16 protein-coding genes are annotated in these 15498 nt (G+C 64.6%); 8 read left to right on the top strand and 8 right to left on the bottom strand.

What is annotated here, in order from left to right; all coding sequences use genetic code 11:
• Nucleotides 1-10: 10 nt before the first annotated feature.
• The 6 genes from F2P44_RS18500 (at nt 11) to F2P44_RS18475 (ending at nt 4731) form a co-directional block, all read left to right on the top strand.
• Nucleotides 11-1288 carry a hypothetical protein gene (locus F2P44_RS18500; protein WP_167088523.1) on the top strand — a complete coding sequence of 426 codons (1278 nt, stop codon included), beginning with the start codon at nt 11-13 and terminating at the stop codon, nt 1286-1288.
• A gap of 52 nt (nt 1289-1340) precedes the next feature.
• A complete protein-coding gene (locus tag F2P44_RS18495) occupies nt 1341-1925 on the top strand; it encodes a hypothetical protein (RefSeq protein WP_167088522.1) in 585 nt (194 codons plus the stop codon).
• Nucleotides 1926-2014: 89 nt separating this feature from the next.
• Nucleotides 2015-2563, top strand: a complete 549-nt coding sequence (locus F2P44_RS18490; protein ID WP_167088521.1) for a phasin family protein — start codon at nt 2015-2017, stop codon at nt 2561-2563.
• 88 nt (nt 2564-2651) lie between these two features.
• On the top strand, nt 2652-3317 hold the full coding sequence (locus F2P44_RS18485; protein ID WP_054263370.1) for a TetR/AcrR family transcriptional regulator: 666 nt from the start codon (nt 2652-2654) through the stop codon (nt 3315-3317).
• Between the two features lie 13 nt (nt 3318-3330).
• Nucleotides 3331-3870 (top strand): LOG family protein, encoded by a 540-nt coding sequence (locus F2P44_RS18480; RefSeq protein ID WP_167088520.1) that lies wholly within the window; start codon nt 3331-3333, stop codon nt 3868-3870.
• Nucleotides 3871-3888: 18 nt separating this feature from the next.
• Entirely contained in the window at nt 3889-4731 is an 843-nt protein-coding gene (locus tag F2P44_RS18475; protein WP_167088519.1) for a DMT family transporter, read from the top strand.
• A 21-nt stretch (nt 4732-4752) separates the two neighbouring features.
• Here F2P44_RS18475 and F2P44_RS18470 read toward each other — a convergent pair whose 3' ends face one another.
• From F2P44_RS18470 to F2P44_RS18460, 3 genes are read right to left on the bottom strand one after another with little or no spacing between them, the layout of a single operon-like run.
• Entirely contained in the window at nt 4753-7434 is a 2682-nt protein-coding gene (locus F2P44_RS18470) for a bifunctional diguanylate cyclase/phosphodiesterase (RefSeq protein WP_167088518.1), read from the bottom strand.
• Between the two features lie 2 nt (nt 7435-7436).
• Nucleotides 7437-7871: a type 2 periplasmic-binding domain-containing protein gene (locus tag F2P44_RS18465; RefSeq protein ID WP_187363364.1), complete on the bottom strand. Its 435-nt coding sequence runs from the start codon at nt 7869-7871 to the stop codon at nt 7437-7439.
• Nucleotides 7872-7881: 10 nt separating this feature from the next.
• The gene (locus F2P44_RS18460; protein ID WP_229423618.1) at nt 7882-9144 is read right to left on the bottom strand and encodes a hypothetical protein; all 1263 of its coding nucleotides are present in this window, start codon (nt 9142-9144) and stop codon (nt 7882-7884) included.
• Nucleotides 9145-9498: 354 nt separating this feature from the next.
• Here F2P44_RS18460 and F2P44_RS18455 point away from each other — a divergent pair, with 354 nt between their 5' ends.
• A complete protein-coding gene (locus F2P44_RS18455) occupies nt 9499-10869 on the top strand; it encodes a family 43 glycosylhydrolase (RefSeq protein WP_167088517.1) in 1371 nt (456 codons plus the stop codon).
• A gap of 4 nt (nt 10870-10873) precedes the next feature.
• Here F2P44_RS18455 and F2P44_RS18450 read toward each other — a convergent pair whose 3' ends face one another.
• The gene (locus tag F2P44_RS18450; RefSeq protein ID WP_167088516.1) at nt 10874-11380 is read right to left on the bottom strand and encodes a YgjP-like metallopeptidase domain-containing protein; all 507 of its coding nucleotides are present in this window, start codon (nt 11378-11380) and stop codon (nt 10874-10876) included.
• Nucleotides 11381-11728: 348 nt separating this feature from the next.
• On the opposite strand from F2P44_RS18450, the gene F2P44_RS18445 reads away from it, so the two are divergent.
• Entirely contained in the window at nt 11729-12340 is a 612-nt protein-coding gene (locus F2P44_RS18445; protein ID WP_167088515.1) for a hypothetical protein, read from the top strand.
• A gap of 85 nt (nt 12341-12425) precedes the next feature.
• Here F2P44_RS18445 and cydX read toward each other — a convergent pair whose 3' ends face one another.
• From cydX to cydP, 4 genes are read right to left on the bottom strand one after another with little or no spacing between them, the layout of a single operon-like run.
• Complete coding sequence (gene cydX / locus F2P44_RS18440; RefSeq protein WP_167088514.1) at nt 12426-12584, bottom strand: cytochrome bd-I oxidase subunit CydX; 159 nt, start codon at nt 12582-12584, stop codon at nt 12426-12428.
• A 9-nt stretch (nt 12585-12593) separates the two neighbouring features.
• Nucleotides 12594-13736 (bottom strand): cytochrome d ubiquinol oxidase subunit II, encoded by a 1143-nt coding sequence (gene cydB, locus F2P44_RS18435; RefSeq protein ID WP_167088513.1) that lies wholly within the window; start codon nt 13734-13736, stop codon nt 12594-12596.
• Nucleotides 13733-15295 (bottom strand): cytochrome ubiquinol oxidase subunit I, encoded by a 1563-nt coding sequence (locus F2P44_RS18430; protein ID WP_167088512.1) that lies wholly within the window; start codon nt 15293-15295, stop codon nt 13733-13735. The genes cydB and F2P44_RS18430 overlap by 4 nt, the downstream gene beginning before the upstream one ends.
• Nucleotides 15292-15498: a cytochrome oxidase putative small subunit CydP gene (gene cydP, locus F2P44_RS18425; protein ID WP_167088492.1), complete on the bottom strand. Its 207-nt coding sequence runs from the start codon at nt 15496-15498 to the stop codon at nt 15292-15294. The genes F2P44_RS18430 and cydP overlap by 4 nt, the downstream gene beginning before the upstream one ends.

Raw genomic sequence — 15498 nt, 5'->3', positions numbered from 1 at the left:
ACGTTTTGGAATGAGATTCACGCCCGTAATCCGCCGTGCCGCGCTCATGGCGATGCTTGCCCTTGTCCCGTTCGCCGCGAGCGGGGCGAAAACGGTCGTGCCATCGGCGTGCGGCAGTGCGTATGCGTCCATGACTGCGGAGCGCCTGGAGGCGCTGATTCATGAGGGTGGGGAGCGGCATATACACTGTGCTGAAGATCGACTGGTGGCATTGGGCGAGCAAGCCGTCCCTGTGCTGATCCGGCTCCTGCATGATGACCGTCCCGCTTCGTATTGCGTCGCCACGAAGGCGATTGCGCGGCGCGAGGAGCTGGCCGGTGGCCGGCCCGGGGAATCGGACAAGGAGTTTTTTTTATCCATGCTGATTTGCATCGGCGGGCCGCCGCGCGCTTGCGCGCAGTCGGCGGCGCACTATCTGTTGGCGCAATATGGCGGTCCGGAAGACGAGGCGAAGGTGACCGCAAAGGGCTTCGCCCTGTTCTGGAAGTTCACTGAAGGATATGAGCGCGAGCGCTTTGCAGCACTTGCGCTCTTGCTGGCAGAGGAAAACCTCAGCGCGCAGACGGTATCGGTGCTGGGGCCCTTCGTGGCCGATCAGGGCGGGCGGGCCGCAGCCGTGCTGCCGGCGTTGCGGGCCGGCTTGCGTCTGCCGCACATCGGGCCCGGCCTGGTCGACGCTTTTCTCAGCGTGCAGGGAAACGACATCGGGATTGCGCACCTCCTCAAGGCGTATGCGGCCAGCAGCGATGACGCGATGCATGCGGCGATCGAGGCCGCGCTCAGGAAGCGGGCGTCGCCGGCGGAACTGGACAAGCACCTTCTCACTGCCGCCAACAACCCGGCCTTGCTGCCTGCGGCATTGGACCTGATGAGACGGGGAATGGCGTCGCCGGCGACCATCGCCTACTTTATCGATCGCTTGAACGATCCGTCGGCTGCCGATGTATTTACCGCCCTCGGGCAGGACATTGCGCAGGCGAACCAGCGCTTGCGCGCACTGCTGGCGGCGACGGACAGCGCGGACGGCGTGCGCCGCGCCGCGCTGTCCATGGCGATTGCCAGGACCGCTCCGCTGGCCGAGCGCAGCAGCGATTCCGCGAGCGGCTGCACGGCGCAGGCCTGCTTTGCGGTGGCATGCCGCTCCGCCAGCCTGCTGGCCAGCCTCGGGCCAATCCCGCCGGCCGATTCTGGCGTGCTGAAAAACGCCTATCGGGACGCTTCCCGCGCCGGCGCGACGCAGTGCCTGGCCACGGTGTCGAACATGCTCGCGGGACCTGCACAGCCGTGATGCGCTGGAATTTCTCTATGAGCGGTTTTTGGCCGGCGCGAACGAGGAACACATGTACTGGCTGAGCCAAATCCTGAAGCGCCAGATCGGGCTGGTCTTGCCGCGCATCGAGGCCGACATCGGCAGCCTGCGCGACGGACCGCTGGCCGCCGTCGAGTCCCTGTTATCCGCACCCGCCGCCAGGGATGCCCTGCAGCGGCAGCGCGCACGCGTGCTGCCTGCCTTGCTGACGCTGCCATTGCGGAGCGATGCCGACGAATTGGTGCCCGAGCCGATTTCCAGCTACGGCCTGGTGATCCGCAGCGGCCCCGGTATCCTGATCGGGCGCTACCCCGCGACCCGGGGCGCCCTGGCGGTGCGGCGCATCGGACAACTGGCGCCGATGACGCCCGCGGTGGTGAGCGCGCTGCTGCGCGTAGCGGCCGGCCCGTACGACGAGGCGGGCTACCAGGCCGTTGCCGTGCTCGATAAAATCAAGAATCAGGACCCCGGCCTGCGCCCCGCGCGTTGGAAGGAAATCCAGAAATCGCTGGACAAGACCCCGCCCGGTTTTGCGCATACGCGCCTGGGAATGCTGGAAATGTATTACCGCTCTTTATCCGACGACGACGCCAGCCCGGCGGCCGAAACGGATTGACGCCCACGCTTTAGACAGCATGCTCTAAGATAGCCCACTAGAATGGGCCGCAGCGAGCCCGATCCCCACCTCATTTACGGAGTTTCCAAATGGAAAAAAAACTCAAGCCGCAAACGATCGACGAAGACGCCCAGCTCACCGACACCGTGCGCAGTTCGGCGCATCAGGTCTGGCAAGCCGGCCTGGGCGCGTTCGCCAAGGCGCAGCAGGAGGGCACACGGGTCTTCAACAAACTGGTCGAGGAAGGCAACGAGCTGCAAAAACGCACGCGCTCGATGGCCGGGGACAAGGCCGGCAACGTGGCCGATGCCGCCGCCGACGTGGCCGACCTCGTGGCCCGCCAGGCATCCGGTTCGTGGGACAAGATGGAGCAGGTGTTCGAAGACCGGGTCACGCGCGCGCTGGCCACGATGGGCGTGCCGACCCGGCAGGAAATCGATGCGCTCGCCTTGAAGGTCGAGCAATTGAGCAAGCAGCTGGAAGAGTTGGGCGCGCAAGCCCCCAAGGCGGCCCCCAAGGCGGCGGCCAGGAAGGCGGCCGGGAAGACGGCCAAGCCAGCCGCCAAGACGGCAGCGGCGCGCACGCGCAAGCCCGCGCTCAGCAAAGCGGCCGCGCCGAAGGGCGGCAAGGGCGAGTGACCGTACGCCGGGGTATCGTCATTGGCCCTGTGAATACATGGGTGTTCGGTGTTATGCTTGCGTGAGAAAAAACACCGACCGCCCCGCCATGCTACAAAAAGCGCCACGCCGCACCCGAGAACGCATCCTGGAATTGTCGTTGCGGCTGTTTAACGAGTTCGGCGAGCCGAATATCACGACCACCGTGATCGCCGAGGAGATGAATATCTCCCCGGGCAATCTCTACTACCATTTCCGCAACAAGGACGACATCGTCAACTCGATCTTCGTGCAGTTCGAAGCGGAGATCGAACGCATCCTGACGGTGCCGGACGGGCGCCGCTCGAACATCGAGGATGTGTGGATTTACCTGCACCTGATGTTTGAACTGATCTGGCGCTACCGCTTCTTCTACCGCGACCTGAACGACCTGCTCTCGCGTAACCGCAAGCTCGAACTGCATTTCAAGCTGATCCTGGCGCACAAGATCAAGGTGGCCAAGGAATTGTGCGAAGACCTGCGCAGCGAAAAGTCGCTCGAAGCGTCGGACGCCGACATCAATGCCATGGCCACCAACATGGTGGTCGTCGCCACCTACTGGCTGTCGTACGAATACGTGCTCAATCCGCGCAAGTATTCGGAGCAGCAGGCCATGTCGGACGCGCTGGCGCGCGGCTGCTACCAGGTACTCTCGCAAATCGGGCCCTACCTGCGCGGCGACACGCATCTGCTGTTCCAGAAGCTGTCCGAGGAATACCTCAAAAAACTCAAATAAGAAGCAGGAATCAATGAAGTCAATCGCAGTTTATTGCGGCGCCTCGTACGGCGCCTTGCCGCTGTACGCGGAGGCCGCGCGCGCCATGGGGCGTGCGCTGGTGGGGCAGGGCATCGGCCTCGTGTATGGCGGCGGCAAGGTGGGCCTGATGGGCGTTATCGCCGACGAAGTGCTGCGCCTGGGCGGTGAAGCGGTCGGCGTGATTCCGCAGGCGCTGCTCGAACGCGAACTGGCGCATGACGGCCTGACCAAGCTATTCATCGTGCGCGACATGCATGAACGCAAAGCCATGATGGCCGAACTGTCGGACGGCTTTATCGCCATGCCGGGCGGGATGGGGACGCTCGAAGAATTGTTCGAGATGCTGACCTGGTCGCAGCTCGGCATCCACCGCAAGCCGGTCGGCGTGCTCAATGCCGGCGGTTTCTACGACCTGCTGGCCGCGTTCGTGGCGCACCAGCATCGCGAAGCCTTCGTGCGCGAGGAGCATGCGGGCTTGATGATGGTCGAAGCCGAGCCGGAGGCGCTGCTGGCGCGCCTGCTGGCCAGCTAACGACGCGCCGGCCGCCCCGTGTCCGGCGCCACCGTGCTGCTGGTGCTGTTCGCCGCGCTGCTGCATGCGAGCTGGAATGCGCTGGTCAAGGCGGGCCCCGATAAACTCCTCTCCACCGTGCTGGTGGCCGGTGGCGCCGGTGTGCTGGCCGCGCTGGCGCTGCCGTTCCTGGCGCTGCCCGACGCGGCCAGCTGGCCGTGGCTGGCCGGGTCGGCGTGCTGCCACCTTGCTTACTACCGGCTGCTGGCCGCCGCCTATGCGCACGGCGACATGAGCCACGCCTATCCGCTGATGCGCGGCAGCGCGCCCTTGCTGGTGGCGCTCGGCTCCGCCGTGCTCGTCGGCGAGACGCTCGGTGCAAGGCAGTATGGCGCGATTGCCCTCATTTGCGCCGGCGTGCTGGCGATGAGCCTGTGGCGTGGCGCCGGCGCGGCGCCACCTTCGCGCCGCGCCACCCTGTTCGCCTTGCTTAACGCCGCCGTGATCGCCTGCTACACGCTGATCGACGGCATCGGCGTGCGCCGCTCCGGGGCGCCGCTCGCCTACACCTTGTGGCTGTTCGCGCTGTCGGCAGTCGTGCTGCTCGTTGCGGTGATGGGCAAACGGCAGGCGTTGCGGGAATACGGGCGCCAATATTGGAAAACCGGCATGCTTGGTGGCTTGGTCTCGATGGCGTCGTACGGACTGGCCTTGTGGGCGATGACTGCGGCGCCCGTGGCCGTCATCGCCGCGCTGCGCGAGACATCGATCCTGTTTGCGGCGCTGATCGCGCGCGTGTTCCTGCGCGAGCGGCTTGGCGTGCGTCGCCTGTGCGCGGTCGGTTTGATTGCGGGCGGCGCGGTGGCGATGCGCTTTGCGTAAAACTGCTTAGGCCGCGTCGGGCTATGGGTAAGCCCCAGCGCCCGGGTGGTCGCAGCCGGACTGCATGCGCGCCTGTTCTTCCAGCAGCGCCGCAATCTGCGCCGCCGGCACCGGGCGGCTGAACAGGTAGCCCTGCATCTCGTCGCAGTCGTTATCGCGCAAGAAGGTGCACTGCTGCTCGGTCTCGACGCCTTCCGCGATCACGCGCAGGTTCAGCTTGTGGCCGAGCGAGATCACGGCCATCGCGATGGCCTGGTCGTCGGTATTGTCGGCCAGTTCGCGCACGAAGGACTTGTCGATCTTCAGGGTGCTGATGGGGAAGGACTTGAGCGCCGACAGGCTCGAATAACCGGTGCCGAAGTCGTCGATCGAGAGCGAAATCCCCATCGCCTTGAGTTCGCGCATCTTGCCGACCGACTGCGCCAGGTCGCGCATGATCAGGCTTTCGGTCACTTCCAGTTCCAGCGCGCCCGGGTCCAGGGCGCTCTCGCGCAGGGCGGCCGCGACCCGCTCGACCAGGCGCTTTTCCTCGAACTGGCGCGGCGAGACATTCACCGACATGGTGATCGGCGCCAGCCCCGCATCCTGCCACGCCTTGTTCTGGCGGCAGGCCGTGTGCAGCACCCAGTCGCCGATGGCGACAATCAGGCCGCTTTCCTCGGCCAGGCCGATGAAGCGCAGCGGCGACACCACGCCGTGCTCCGGATGCTCCCAGCGGATCAGCGCTTCGACGCCGAAAATGAGGCCGCTGCGCAGGTCCACCTTGGGCTGGTACAGCAGGTGGAACTGGCCCTCGTCGAGGGCGCCGCGCAAGCCTTCGAGCAGCATCAGTTTTTCTTCCACGCTGGCGTTCATCTCGCGCGCGTAGAACTGGAAGTTATTGTTGCCCATCTCCTTGGCGCGGTACATGGCGGCGTCGGCGTTCATCATCAAGGCGTTCGGATCGGCGCCGTCGCGCGGGTACATCACCACGCCCATGCTGCAGCTGACCTGCACTTCCTGGCCACCGAGCAGCATCGGTTCGGTGACCGCCTGGCGGATTTTTTCGAGGAGGGGAGCGACCGCCATCGGATTGTCGGCCTGGTCGGGCAGGATGATGATGAATTCGTCGCCGCCGAAGCGGCCCAGGGTATCCTCGCGCCGCACGCAGGCGCTCATGCGCGCGCCCACGACTTTCAGCAGTTCGTCGCCGGCGTTGTGACCTAAGCCGTCGTTGACCAGCTTGAAGCCATCGAGGTCGATGAAGGCCACCACCACGCAGCGCCCGCGCCGCTGCGCCTGCAGGATGGCCTGGTCGAGGCGGTCGCGGATCAGGCTGCGGTTGGGCAGGCCGGTCAATTCGTCGTGGTGCGCCATGTGGCGGATGCGTTCCTCGGCCACCTTGCGCTCGGTGATGTCGCGCACGATCGCCACCACGCCGCCTTCGACCGCGACCACCTGGCGGTGCAGCCAGCAGGTGCGCTCGCCGCTCAATTCGGCCAGCCATTCGGCTTCGTGCACGCCGCCGACCAGGGTGACCTTGATCAGGTCCTCGAAAATGCCGTTGTCGCGAAAGGCGGGCAGCATGGCCGACAGGCGCAGGCCGCGCAGGCTCGGTTTGTCCATGCCGGCCAGCTTTTCGGCGCGCGTGTTGGTCGCTTCGATGATGAAGTCGGTGATCGCGCCGCCCTCGGCACTGATGCTGCGCATGACGAAAAACGCGTCCAGGCTCGCTTCCGAGGCGGCCGCGTAAGTCTCCTGGGCGCGGCGGATGCGGCGCCGCGTGCGCGTGAGCTGCCACGACCAGCCGCACACCAGGGTGACGATGATGACCAGCAGCGCGCTGCCGCTGCCGGCCACCCACAGGTAATTGCGGCGCTGCTGCTCGAAGGCGGCCATCGATTCGTGTTCGGACAGGCCGACCAGCGCGGTGAGCGAAAAGCCGTGCAGGCGGCGCACGCTGGTGTAGCGGCGCACGCCATCCCAGGCGTTGGCGACGACCTGGCCGGCGCCGGTCTCGCGCGCCAGTTGCGGCGCGCGCTGGCCCCACACCACCTTGTCGCCGATGCGCAGGGCGCGGAACACGCCGTCCGTGCCATACAGCCCGAGCGCGCCCGACTCGCCCAGGCGCGAACGCTCGTAGCCGCTGGTGAAGTAGCCCGGGTCGACTTCGACGATGGCCACGCCGGCGAAGCGGCCATCCTTGTCGTTCAGGCGCCGCGTGAAGTGCAGGTGCCAGTCGGGATTGGCATCGTCGCGCAGGGTCTGGCTCACGAAGGGGGTATTCGTGTCGCTGTCGCGGTGAAAGGCAAAGTAGTTCTGGGCCGAGACGTCGATCACGCGCGCCGGCGGATTGCTGGCCACCACCATGCCGCCGCGGTCGGCGATGCTGACCACGAACACCAGTCCCGAAGGCAGCAAGCCTTGCTGGTTCAGGGCCGGCAGCGCGCCGGCCGTGCCTTTCAGTTCGACCGCGTACTTGAGCACCTTGAGGGTCTGGTCGATGCTGCCCAGGTTGCGCTGCATCTGCGCTTCGTAGGTGTCGATCAGTTCCTGGCTCGATTCGCGCGCGGCGTTGCGCGCGGCCGCGCGTTCGATGCCGATGAAGCGGTCGGTGGCCATCCAGATCGTCGCCAGCAGCAGCAGCGCGAACAGCGGTAGCGAGATGTGGGTTTCCAGCCCGAGCCCGACCAGGCGCGTGAGGCGGGCGCGCGCGCTGCTCATGGTCAGCGCACCACCAGCACGGCCTTGACGCTGTGGTCGAGCGCCGCCTTGTCGATGTAGCCGATCAGCGCCGGGTTATCGGCCACCATGCGGCGCACGGCGGCGCTGTCGGGCGCTTCCTGGGGCGGCTGGCCGCGCCCGGTGAAGATCATCTTGGTCCAGTAAGCTTTCAGCAGCGCCGGCGTCTTGGCGGTGACGCGCGCATAGAATTCGTCGCGCAGGCCGGTGCCGATGCGCTGGTCGAGCGCGACCGCTTCGGCACCGTCCGGAAAGGTGCCGACCTGGCCGAGGAAGATGTCGGCCACCTGCTCGGCGCGCATGCTGGCGACCGCGCTTTTGGCCGAGACGATCACCACCAGCTCGGTGCCGGCGGCGTGCAGCGGCTGCAGCGCCAGGGCGCAGGCGGCCAGCAGGTGGCGAAAGGAATGGTTGTTCATGCCGGCGCCCTCAGAACACGAAATCGAGCACCGCGCTCGCGAGGTTGACGCGCGGATGCGCGCCGAAGCCCGGCTGCACGTTGAACAGGGTGCCACGCGAGTGCTCGCCCGGCCGCACCCGGTCGTACTGGAGCTTGAGGGCGATATTGCGGCGCACATCCCAGCGCACGCCGGCGCTGGCGGTGTTCTGGACCGGCACGCTCATCAACAGGTAGTTCAAGCTTTCGTTGAGTTGGGCGGCCCGCGCGGCCAGCGCCGGCGGCAAGCCGTCGAGCGGCAGGCCGGGGTCGCGCGTCCGGCTCCTGGCCTTGGCGCTGGCAAAGGCGATGTAGGGCGTGAACGCGCCGAAGCGGTAGCCGGCGCTGGAATACAAGGTAATCGATTTGCCGAAGAAGGAATGGCTGGTAAAGCGCCCGATTTCGGCCATGGCGAACCAGTTGCCCGGATCGTAGGTGGCGCCGAGGGTCAGGGCGTTGAAGCGCTTGCGCTCGACTTCATATTGACGCGCCAGCGCTTCGCCGCGCGGGCCGAACTGGCGCAAGCCGTCGAACAGGTATTCGGCCAGGTTGATCGACACCTCGCTGCTGAAGGCGCTGATACGGCCGCTCAGGGCGCCCCGTTCGGCCGTGGTCGATACCCCGGCCAGCTTGCGTGACTTGACCTTGTTGTCGCCGAGCAGATCGAGGGTGGTGCCGCCAACGACCGCCTGGCTGACGAACTTGACGCCGCTGGCGCGCCAGCGGTAACTGATGTCGATCCCGTCGCTGTTACTGATCGGGATGGCGTCGTAGACTTCGACCGGGGTGCGCGCCCATGGATAGGCGTAGCCGATCTTGCGGTAGTCGGCCGCCAGGAACACTGGCAGCGCGATGCGGCCGAGGCGCAGCGACAGGTCGGGCGTGGCCTGGTATTTCAGGTTGGCCCATTCGACGATGGGGCGGTAGCTGCGGTCGAGCCGCTGTTCGGTGATCACCTGCACCACGCCCGACCACTGCTTGTTGACGGTGACGCCCAGTTGCGCGCCGAGGCGGCTGTCCACATGCGGGCTCCAGGCCCTGGTGTAGCCGGCGCCGGTGGCCTTGAGCACGCTGGAACTGAAGTCGGCCTGGCGGTTGTCGGAATGGCTCACCGCAGCCGTGCCGAAGCCGCCGAAGGTCCAGTTCAGGGCATCGGGATCGGCCGCGCGCGCGTCGACGCCGGCCAGCAGCACGACGCCCAGGGCGCAGGCGCGCGTGACGACGAGATGGGCGGGGCGTGGGTAAAACTTGTGCATGAATGAAGTCCGGTGGGGCATGTCTTGCGGAGGCGCAGCACGGTGGTGCGCGCGCGAGCGAAGGGCCAGGTGCGGGGGGATGGTTTTTTGTCAGGATGGCGGGGGTCGGGCCGGCGCGGGTTCAGACTCGACTTTATAGAGCAGGGTGGCGCTTGTCGATCATTATCCAGCCGGACGTAATCGTTCTGATAACTTGTGCTGCGGAAATGCAACATTCGGTGAGAATCGACTTTCACGCGCATGGCGGGCGATACCGAAACGGTGATCGCGCGATGTAAAAAAGTCATTGGCCGGCGCGGGCGGGGCGGCCTACCCTGCATTGGCAGGACAAGCACATAACAAGATCGGAGACCCATGTTAAAACCACGACTGGCGGCGCTTTGCCTCGCCCTGGCCGCCACCCCGGCGCCAGCCATCGAACTGGCTGGCGTCAAGAATGCCCACGACCCCGGCACCATCACGAAGGACGGCGACACGTACTTCAACTTCACCACGAGCGACGAGGGCATCTGGCACTCGACCTCGAAGGACCTGGTGACCTGGTCGGCGCAGGCCAAACCGGTGTTTTCCACCTACCCGGCCTGGATCGCCAACAAGATCCCGGGCTTCAAGGGGGCGATGTGGGCGCCCGACGTAATCCACATGAACGGCTACTACTACCTGTACTACTCGGTGTCGCAATGGGGCACGACCACGTCGGCGATCGGCGTGGCGCGTTCGGCGTCGCTCAAAAATCCGTCCTGGACCGACCTTGGCATCGTGCTCGAATCGTTCGGTGGGTTCACGGAGATCAACGCGATCGACCCGGCCCTGATGCGCGACCATGACGGCAAGGTGTATTTGTCGTATGGCTCGTTCTTTGGCGGGATCGGGGTGGCGCAGATCAACCAGGCCACCGGCAAGCTGGCCGGCAGCGTGACCAGGATCCTGGGCGGCGGACATCAGGACATCGAGGCGCCCTACATCACGCGCAATGGCGGGTACTACTACCTGTTCGTCAACCGCGGCGCCTGCTGCAAGTGGGCCGACAGCACCTATTACGTGGAAGTGCAGCGCGCGACCAGCATCACGGGGCCGTATTCCGGCGTGCGCACCATCCTGCCTGTCAGCGACGGCAAGTACCGGGGGCCGGGGCACGTGGCGGTGCTCAAGCAGGATGGCTGCAATTTCGTCTCCACGCATTATTACGACCTGGCCGACGGGGGCAAGGCCAAGCTGGACCTGCTGAGGATGACGTACAGCGGTGGCTGGCCGGGCATGACGCGTAATTTCACCAGCTTTGCCGGCTGCGGCGGCATCAGCGACGGCGCCTATGCGATCAAGTCGCGCGCCAGCGGCAAGGTGCTGACGGTGGCCGGCGCGGCAACGGCCAATGGCGCCATGGTGCAGCAGGCTGCCGACAGCGGGGCGAAGCACCAGTCGTGGTATGTGATCGGGCAGGGCGATGGGTATTACAGCATCATCAACGCGGGCAGCCTGCGCAGCCTGGATAACTACGGCAATTCCACCACGGCCGGGACCCCCATCGCGCAGTGGGATTACTGGGCCGGCGGCGGGCAGAAATGGCGTTTCGCCAGCTTGGGGGCAGGCTGGAATACGGTGAGCAACCAGTTGAGCGGCATGGCGCTCGACATCAAGGGCGGCAGCACGCAGGACAATGCGGCCATCATCCAGAACCCGCTCAACAACGCTGCCAGCGAGCAGTGGGCGCTGCAGCGGCGTTAGCTGCTTACCAGAGGCGCTGGCCTGACACGTCGAGCTGCGTCAGGTACAGCCTCAGGTCGAACTCGTACTGGTGATAGTTCGGTTCCATGTAGCAGCACAGCTTGTAGAAAGCCTTGTCGTGCTGCTTTTCCTTGACGTGCGCCAGCTCATGGACGGCGATCATGCGCAGGAATTCGATGGGGGCGTCCTTGAATACGGTGGCCACGCGGATTTCGTGCTTCGACTTGAGCTTGTTGCCCTGGACCCGAGAAATGGTGGTGTGCAGGCCGAGCGCGTGCTGGATCACGTGGATCTTGTTGTCGAAGGCCACCTTGTTGATCGGATCGGCATTGCGCAGGAATTCGGTCTTGAGGTCTTGCACGTAGTCGTACAGGGCTTTGTCGGTCCGTACGCCGTGGGCGGCGGGGTAGCGCTTCTGCAGCACTTCGCCGAGCTTGTTCTGCTCGATTAGCGCGGTCACTTGTGCGAGCGTCTGGTCGGAATAGGCGCCTAAGTATTTGAGGGGTTGCATGGGGGCACTTTACCATATCAGCCTGGAGTGGGGCCGGCCAGCATGAAGGGGAAGTTCATCGGCAGTGCCCGGGTTGGCTGTGCGGCGACATGGCAGGCCCGAACGCTTGTCCACGCTCTCTGTGCGGTGTGGGAATTCTACTGTTCATCAGACTGGTAACGCCGGGCGCTTTTACGAAGTCGACGGTGACGCCTGCGTGCTGCGCTACTGCGTAACGTTGGCGTGCAATGCGCCAGGGCGCGCAGTTCAGCGCCGAGCATGCCGTGGCGGGATGCCCATTGGTCCAGGGCGAATCACCAGAAGGAGGCGCCGGTCTGTTAAAATTCGTGAATTTCCTTGGTGCAATATATGAACGACAATTTATACGCTCCACCCCAAGCCGACATGAGCATTGGCGCAACAATTGGTTCCGATAACATGTTCTATGTCGTCTCCCTGACCAAGTTCACGATTCTGTTCCTTGCAACATTGGGCATGTATCAGTTCTTTTGGTATTTCAAGAACTGGAACCTCTACAAACGGCAATGCAAGCTTGACAATGCTGCGGACAGCGAGATCTGGCCGGTACCGCGCGCCATTTTCGCCGTGTTTTACACCCATTCCCTGTTTAATGAAGTGTCTATGCACGCGGCGGCAAAGATGCGTCCGACGCAATGGGATCACAAATCCCATGCCACCGGTCTGGTGGTCATGCTGATTGCCCTGAATGTCCTGACTCGAATGAACGAAACGACCTTGGGGTCGGGCCTGAGTCTCGCGCTGATGCTGATTCTGATGGTGGGGATATTCTTCAGCAGTTTCAGCGCACAAAAGCATATCAATGCCTGCTGCGGCGATCCCGCGGGCCGCAGCAACAGCCGATTTACAGCGGCCAATTACGTGTGGATCGCCATCGGCTGCATTTGCTGGATTAGCATATTCGGAACCGGCTTCCTGGCCGGCGCCGGCGTGACTCACTGACGCCAGTAACGCCCTGCGAATGTCCTGACGCGATCTGCGGCGCCCTGCCGCCGATCGCTCACAGCGTTTACGCGTCACTCCGGGCTCACAGCAGCAGATTATCCTTGCTGGCCTTTTCAAAACTGGTGCGGGTGGCGTCTTCGTCGCGCAGGCCGAACGCGTAGTTCGCCTCCAGCCACATGACGTTGATGATGGCGGCCGACAGGGCCAGGCCGATCCCTAATATCCAGGCAAAATACCACATGGTCTGCTCCTAATAAGATTCGTGTTCGTTTTCACGGATGTGCGCCGCGGTGACCTTGCCGCGCATGATCGAGTACACCCAGCTGGTGTACAGCACCACGATCGGCAGCATGATCACGAGCACCCAGAACATCACGCCCAGGCTCTTGTGGCTGGCCACCGCATCCCACGCGGTCAGGCCGCTGCCGGGCGAGAGCGATGATGGCATGATGAAGGGGAACATGGCCGCGCCGGCCGTGAGCAGGATCGACGCCACCGACACGCCGCTGGCCAGGAACGCCGCCAGGCTGCGGCGCGCCGCGCACAAGGCCACCGCCAGCGCCGCGCCGACCAGGCCCAGTACCGGGAAGGCGATCGTGAGCGGCCAGCGCGCGTAGTTATCCATCCACGCGCCGACGCCGCGTTCGACCACTTTGGCGGTCGGCATGAAGGCGCTGTCGACCGGCGGCATCGAGACGATGCGAAAGCCGTCCATGCCGGTGGCGACCCACACGCCGGCCAGCGCGAACGCGGCCACGGTGACCGCGCCGGCCGCCATGGCCGCCTTGCGCGCGCGCGCCGCGATGACGTCCTCGGTCTTTTGAACCAGGTAGGTGGCGCCGTGCATGGCCAGCATCGACACGCCCAGCACGCCGGCCAGCAGGCCGAAAGGATTGAACAGGCCGAAGAAGCTGCCGGTGTACTCCATGCGCATGGTGTCGTCGTAGTGGAAGGGCACACCCTGCAGCAGGTTGCCGAAGGCGATGCCGAAGATTAGCGGCGGCACGAAGCCACCGGTGAACAAGCCCCAGTCCCAGGCATTGCGCCAGCGCGGGTCTGCCAGTTTGCTGCGGTAGTCGAAGCCGACCGGCCGGAAGAACAGCGCAAAGAGCAGCAGCATCAGCGCCACATAAAAGCCGGAGAAGGCGGCCGCGTACACCAGCGGCCAGGCCGCGAACATGACGCCGCCGGCGGCGATGAACCAGGTCTGGTTGCCTTCCCAGGTCGGGCCGATCACGTTGATGATGACGCGCCGTTCCATGTCGTCCTTGCCCAGGAAGGGCAGCCACATGCCGACCCCGAAGTCGAAGCCGTTGGTCAGCGCGAAGCCGATCAGCAGAATGCCGACGAAGCCCCACCAGATGACTTTGAGCGTGTCGTAGTCGAAGATCATGCGGCCTCCAGCTTTTCCCAGTGATATTTACCCGTGTGCAGGGCGCTCGGCCCCAGGCGCGTGAACTTGATCATCAGTCCCATTTCGATTACCAGCAGCAGCGTGTAGAAACCGATGAAGCCGGCCAGGCTGAAATACAGATTCGACACCTGCAGGGTCGACGCCGACAGGTGGGTCGGCAGGATGCCGGCGATGGTCCATGGCTGGCGCCCGTATTCGGCCACCACCCAGCCCAGTTCCGCCGCCACCCATGGCAGCGGGATCGAGATCACGGCCAGTTTCAGCAGCCAGCGCTGCTGCGCCAGGCGCTTGCGGATCAGGAAGTAGAACGAGGCGCTGAAGATGAACAGGAACAGGAACCCCAGGCCGACCATGATGCGGAACGACCAGAACAGCGGCGCGACCTTGGGCACGGTATCGTTGACCGCCATCCTGATCTGCGCCTCGGTGGCGTCGATCACGCGCGGCGTGTATTTTTTCAGCAGCAGGCCGTACCCCAGGTCGTCCTTCAGGCGCAGAAATTCGGCGCGCGCTTCGGGCGACTTGTCGCCGCTCTTGAGTCGCGTGAGGGCTGCGTACGAGAGCATGCCGTTGCGGATGCGCGTCTCGTGCAGCTTTTTCAGGTCCTTGATGCCGGTGACCTTGGTATCGAGCGAGCGGGTGGCGATCAGGCCCAGGACGTAGGGAATCTTGACGGCGTAGTCGGTACGTTCCTCTTTGTCGTTGGGCAGGCCGATCAGGGTGATGCCGGCGGGAGCGGGCTCGGTTTCCCATTCCGCTTCGATGGCGGCCAGCTTGACCTTGTTGACTTCACCGGCGGTGTAGCCCGATTCGTCGCCCAGCACGATCACCGACAGGGTCGAGGCCAGGCCGAAGCCGGCCGCGATCGCGAACGAGCGCAGTGCGAACGGCACGTCGCGTGCCTTGAGCAGGTAAAAGGCGGACACGCCCAGCACGAACATCGAGGCGGTCACGTAGCCGGCGGCGACGGTGTGCACGAACTTGACCTGGGCGACCGGATTGAAGATCACGTCCGTCATGCTGACCAGTTCCATGCGCATGGTTTCGAAGTTGAACTCGGCGCCGACCGGGTTGTTCATCCAGCCGTTGGCGATCAGGATCCACAGGGCCGACAGGCTCGATCCGAGGGCGACCAGGAAGGTCACGCCGAGGTGCTGCACTTTCGATAAACGCGACCAGCCGAAGAAGAACAGGCCCACAAAGGTCGATTCGAGGAAGAAGGCCATCATGCCTTCGATCGCCAGCGGGGTGCCGAAGATGTCGCCCACGTAGTGCGAGTAGTAAGCCCAGTTGGTCCCGAACTGGAATTCGAGGGTGATGCCGGTGGTGACGCCCATGGCGAAGTTAATGCCGAACAGCTTGCCCCAGAACTTGGTCATGTCGCGGTAGATTTCGCGGCCGGTCATCACGTAGACCGACTCCATGATCACCAGGATCCACGACAGGCCGAGCGTGAGCGGGACAAACAGGAAGTGATACATGGCGGTCGCGGCGAACTGCAGCCGCGACAGGCTGACAACATCATCAATGGGAATCATGGCGTGGCCTTGGCAGGAAGAGAGGGTTTCGGTCGCGGCGTATCGAGCAGGTGCTGTTCCACCTGCGCGGTCGGCATGCGCATTTTTTTTACTTGGGGCGTGGAGAAGAAGGCTTTGTGGAGCATGAACAGGAGGACGACCTTCAAAACCAGCACCAGCGTGATCGCCAGTGCGAACGGGAGACGGTGGAGAAGGGCGCGCAT

The sequence above is a fragment of the Massilia frigida genome, assembly GCF_011682175.1.
GTDB classification, from domain to species: domain Bacteria; phylum Pseudomonadota; class Gammaproteobacteria; order Burkholderiales; family Burkholderiaceae_D; genus Telluria_A; species Telluria_A frigida.
The sequence above is the reverse complement of the archived record's forward strand: the minus strand, read 5'-3'. Positions and strand labels throughout refer to the sequence as shown.

Coding starts and splice junctions, on each gene's coding strand:
- F2P44_RS18465 (WP_187363364.1), bottom strand. CDS start 7,871: ATGAACAACCATTCCTTTCGCCACCTGCTGGCCGCCTGCGCCCTGGCG.
- F2P44_RS18455 (WP_167088517.1), top strand. CDS start 9,499: ATGTTAAAACCACGACTGGCGGCGCTTTGCCTCGCCCTGGCCGCCACC.
- F2P44_RS18495 (WP_167088522.1), top strand. CDS start 1,341: ATGTACTGGCTGAGCCAAATCCTGAAGCGCCAGATCGGGCTGGTCTTG.
- F2P44_RS18460 (WP_229423618.1), bottom strand. CDS start 9,144: ATGCACAAGTTTTACCCACGCCCCGCCCATCTCGTCGTCACGCGCGCC.
- F2P44_RS18490 (WP_167088521.1), top strand. CDS start 2,015: ATGGAAAAAAAACTCAAGCCGCAAACGATCGACGAAGACGCCCAGCTC.
- F2P44_RS18445 (WP_167088515.1), top strand. CDS start 11,729: ATGAACGACAATTTATACGCTCCACCCCAAGCCGACATGAGCATTGGC.
- F2P44_RS18470 (WP_167088518.1), bottom strand. CDS start 7,434: ATGAGCAGCGCGCGCGCCCGCCTCACGCGCCTGGTCGGGCTCGGGCTG.
- F2P44_RS18480 (WP_167088520.1), top strand. CDS start 3,331: ATGAAGTCAATCGCAGTTTATTGCGGCGCCTCGTACGGCGCCTTGCCG.
- cydB (WP_167088513.1), bottom strand. CDS start 13,736: ATGATCTTCGACTACGACACGCTCAAAGTCATCTGGTGGGGCTTCGTC.
- cydX (WP_167088514.1), bottom strand. CDS start 12,584: ATGTGGTATTTTGCCTGGATATTAGGGATCGGCCTGGCCCTGTCGGCC.
- F2P44_RS18430 (WP_167088512.1), bottom strand. CDS start 15,295: ATGATTCCCATTGATGATGTTGTCAGCCTGTCGCGGCTGCAGTTCGCC.
- F2P44_RS18450 (WP_167088516.1), bottom strand. CDS start 11,380: ATGCAACCCCTCAAATACTTAGGCGCCTATTCCGACCAGACGCTCGCA.
- F2P44_RS18500 (WP_167088523.1), top strand. CDS start 11: ATGAGATTCACGCCCGTAATCCGCCGTGCCGCGCTCATGGCGATGCTT.
- F2P44_RS18485 (WP_054263370.1), top strand. CDS start 2,652: ATGCTACAAAAAGCGCCACGCCGCACCCGAGAACGCATCCTGGAATTG.
- cydP (WP_167088492.1), bottom strand. CDS start 15,498: ATGCGCGCCCTTCTCCACCGTCTCCCGTTCGCACTGGCGATCACGCTG.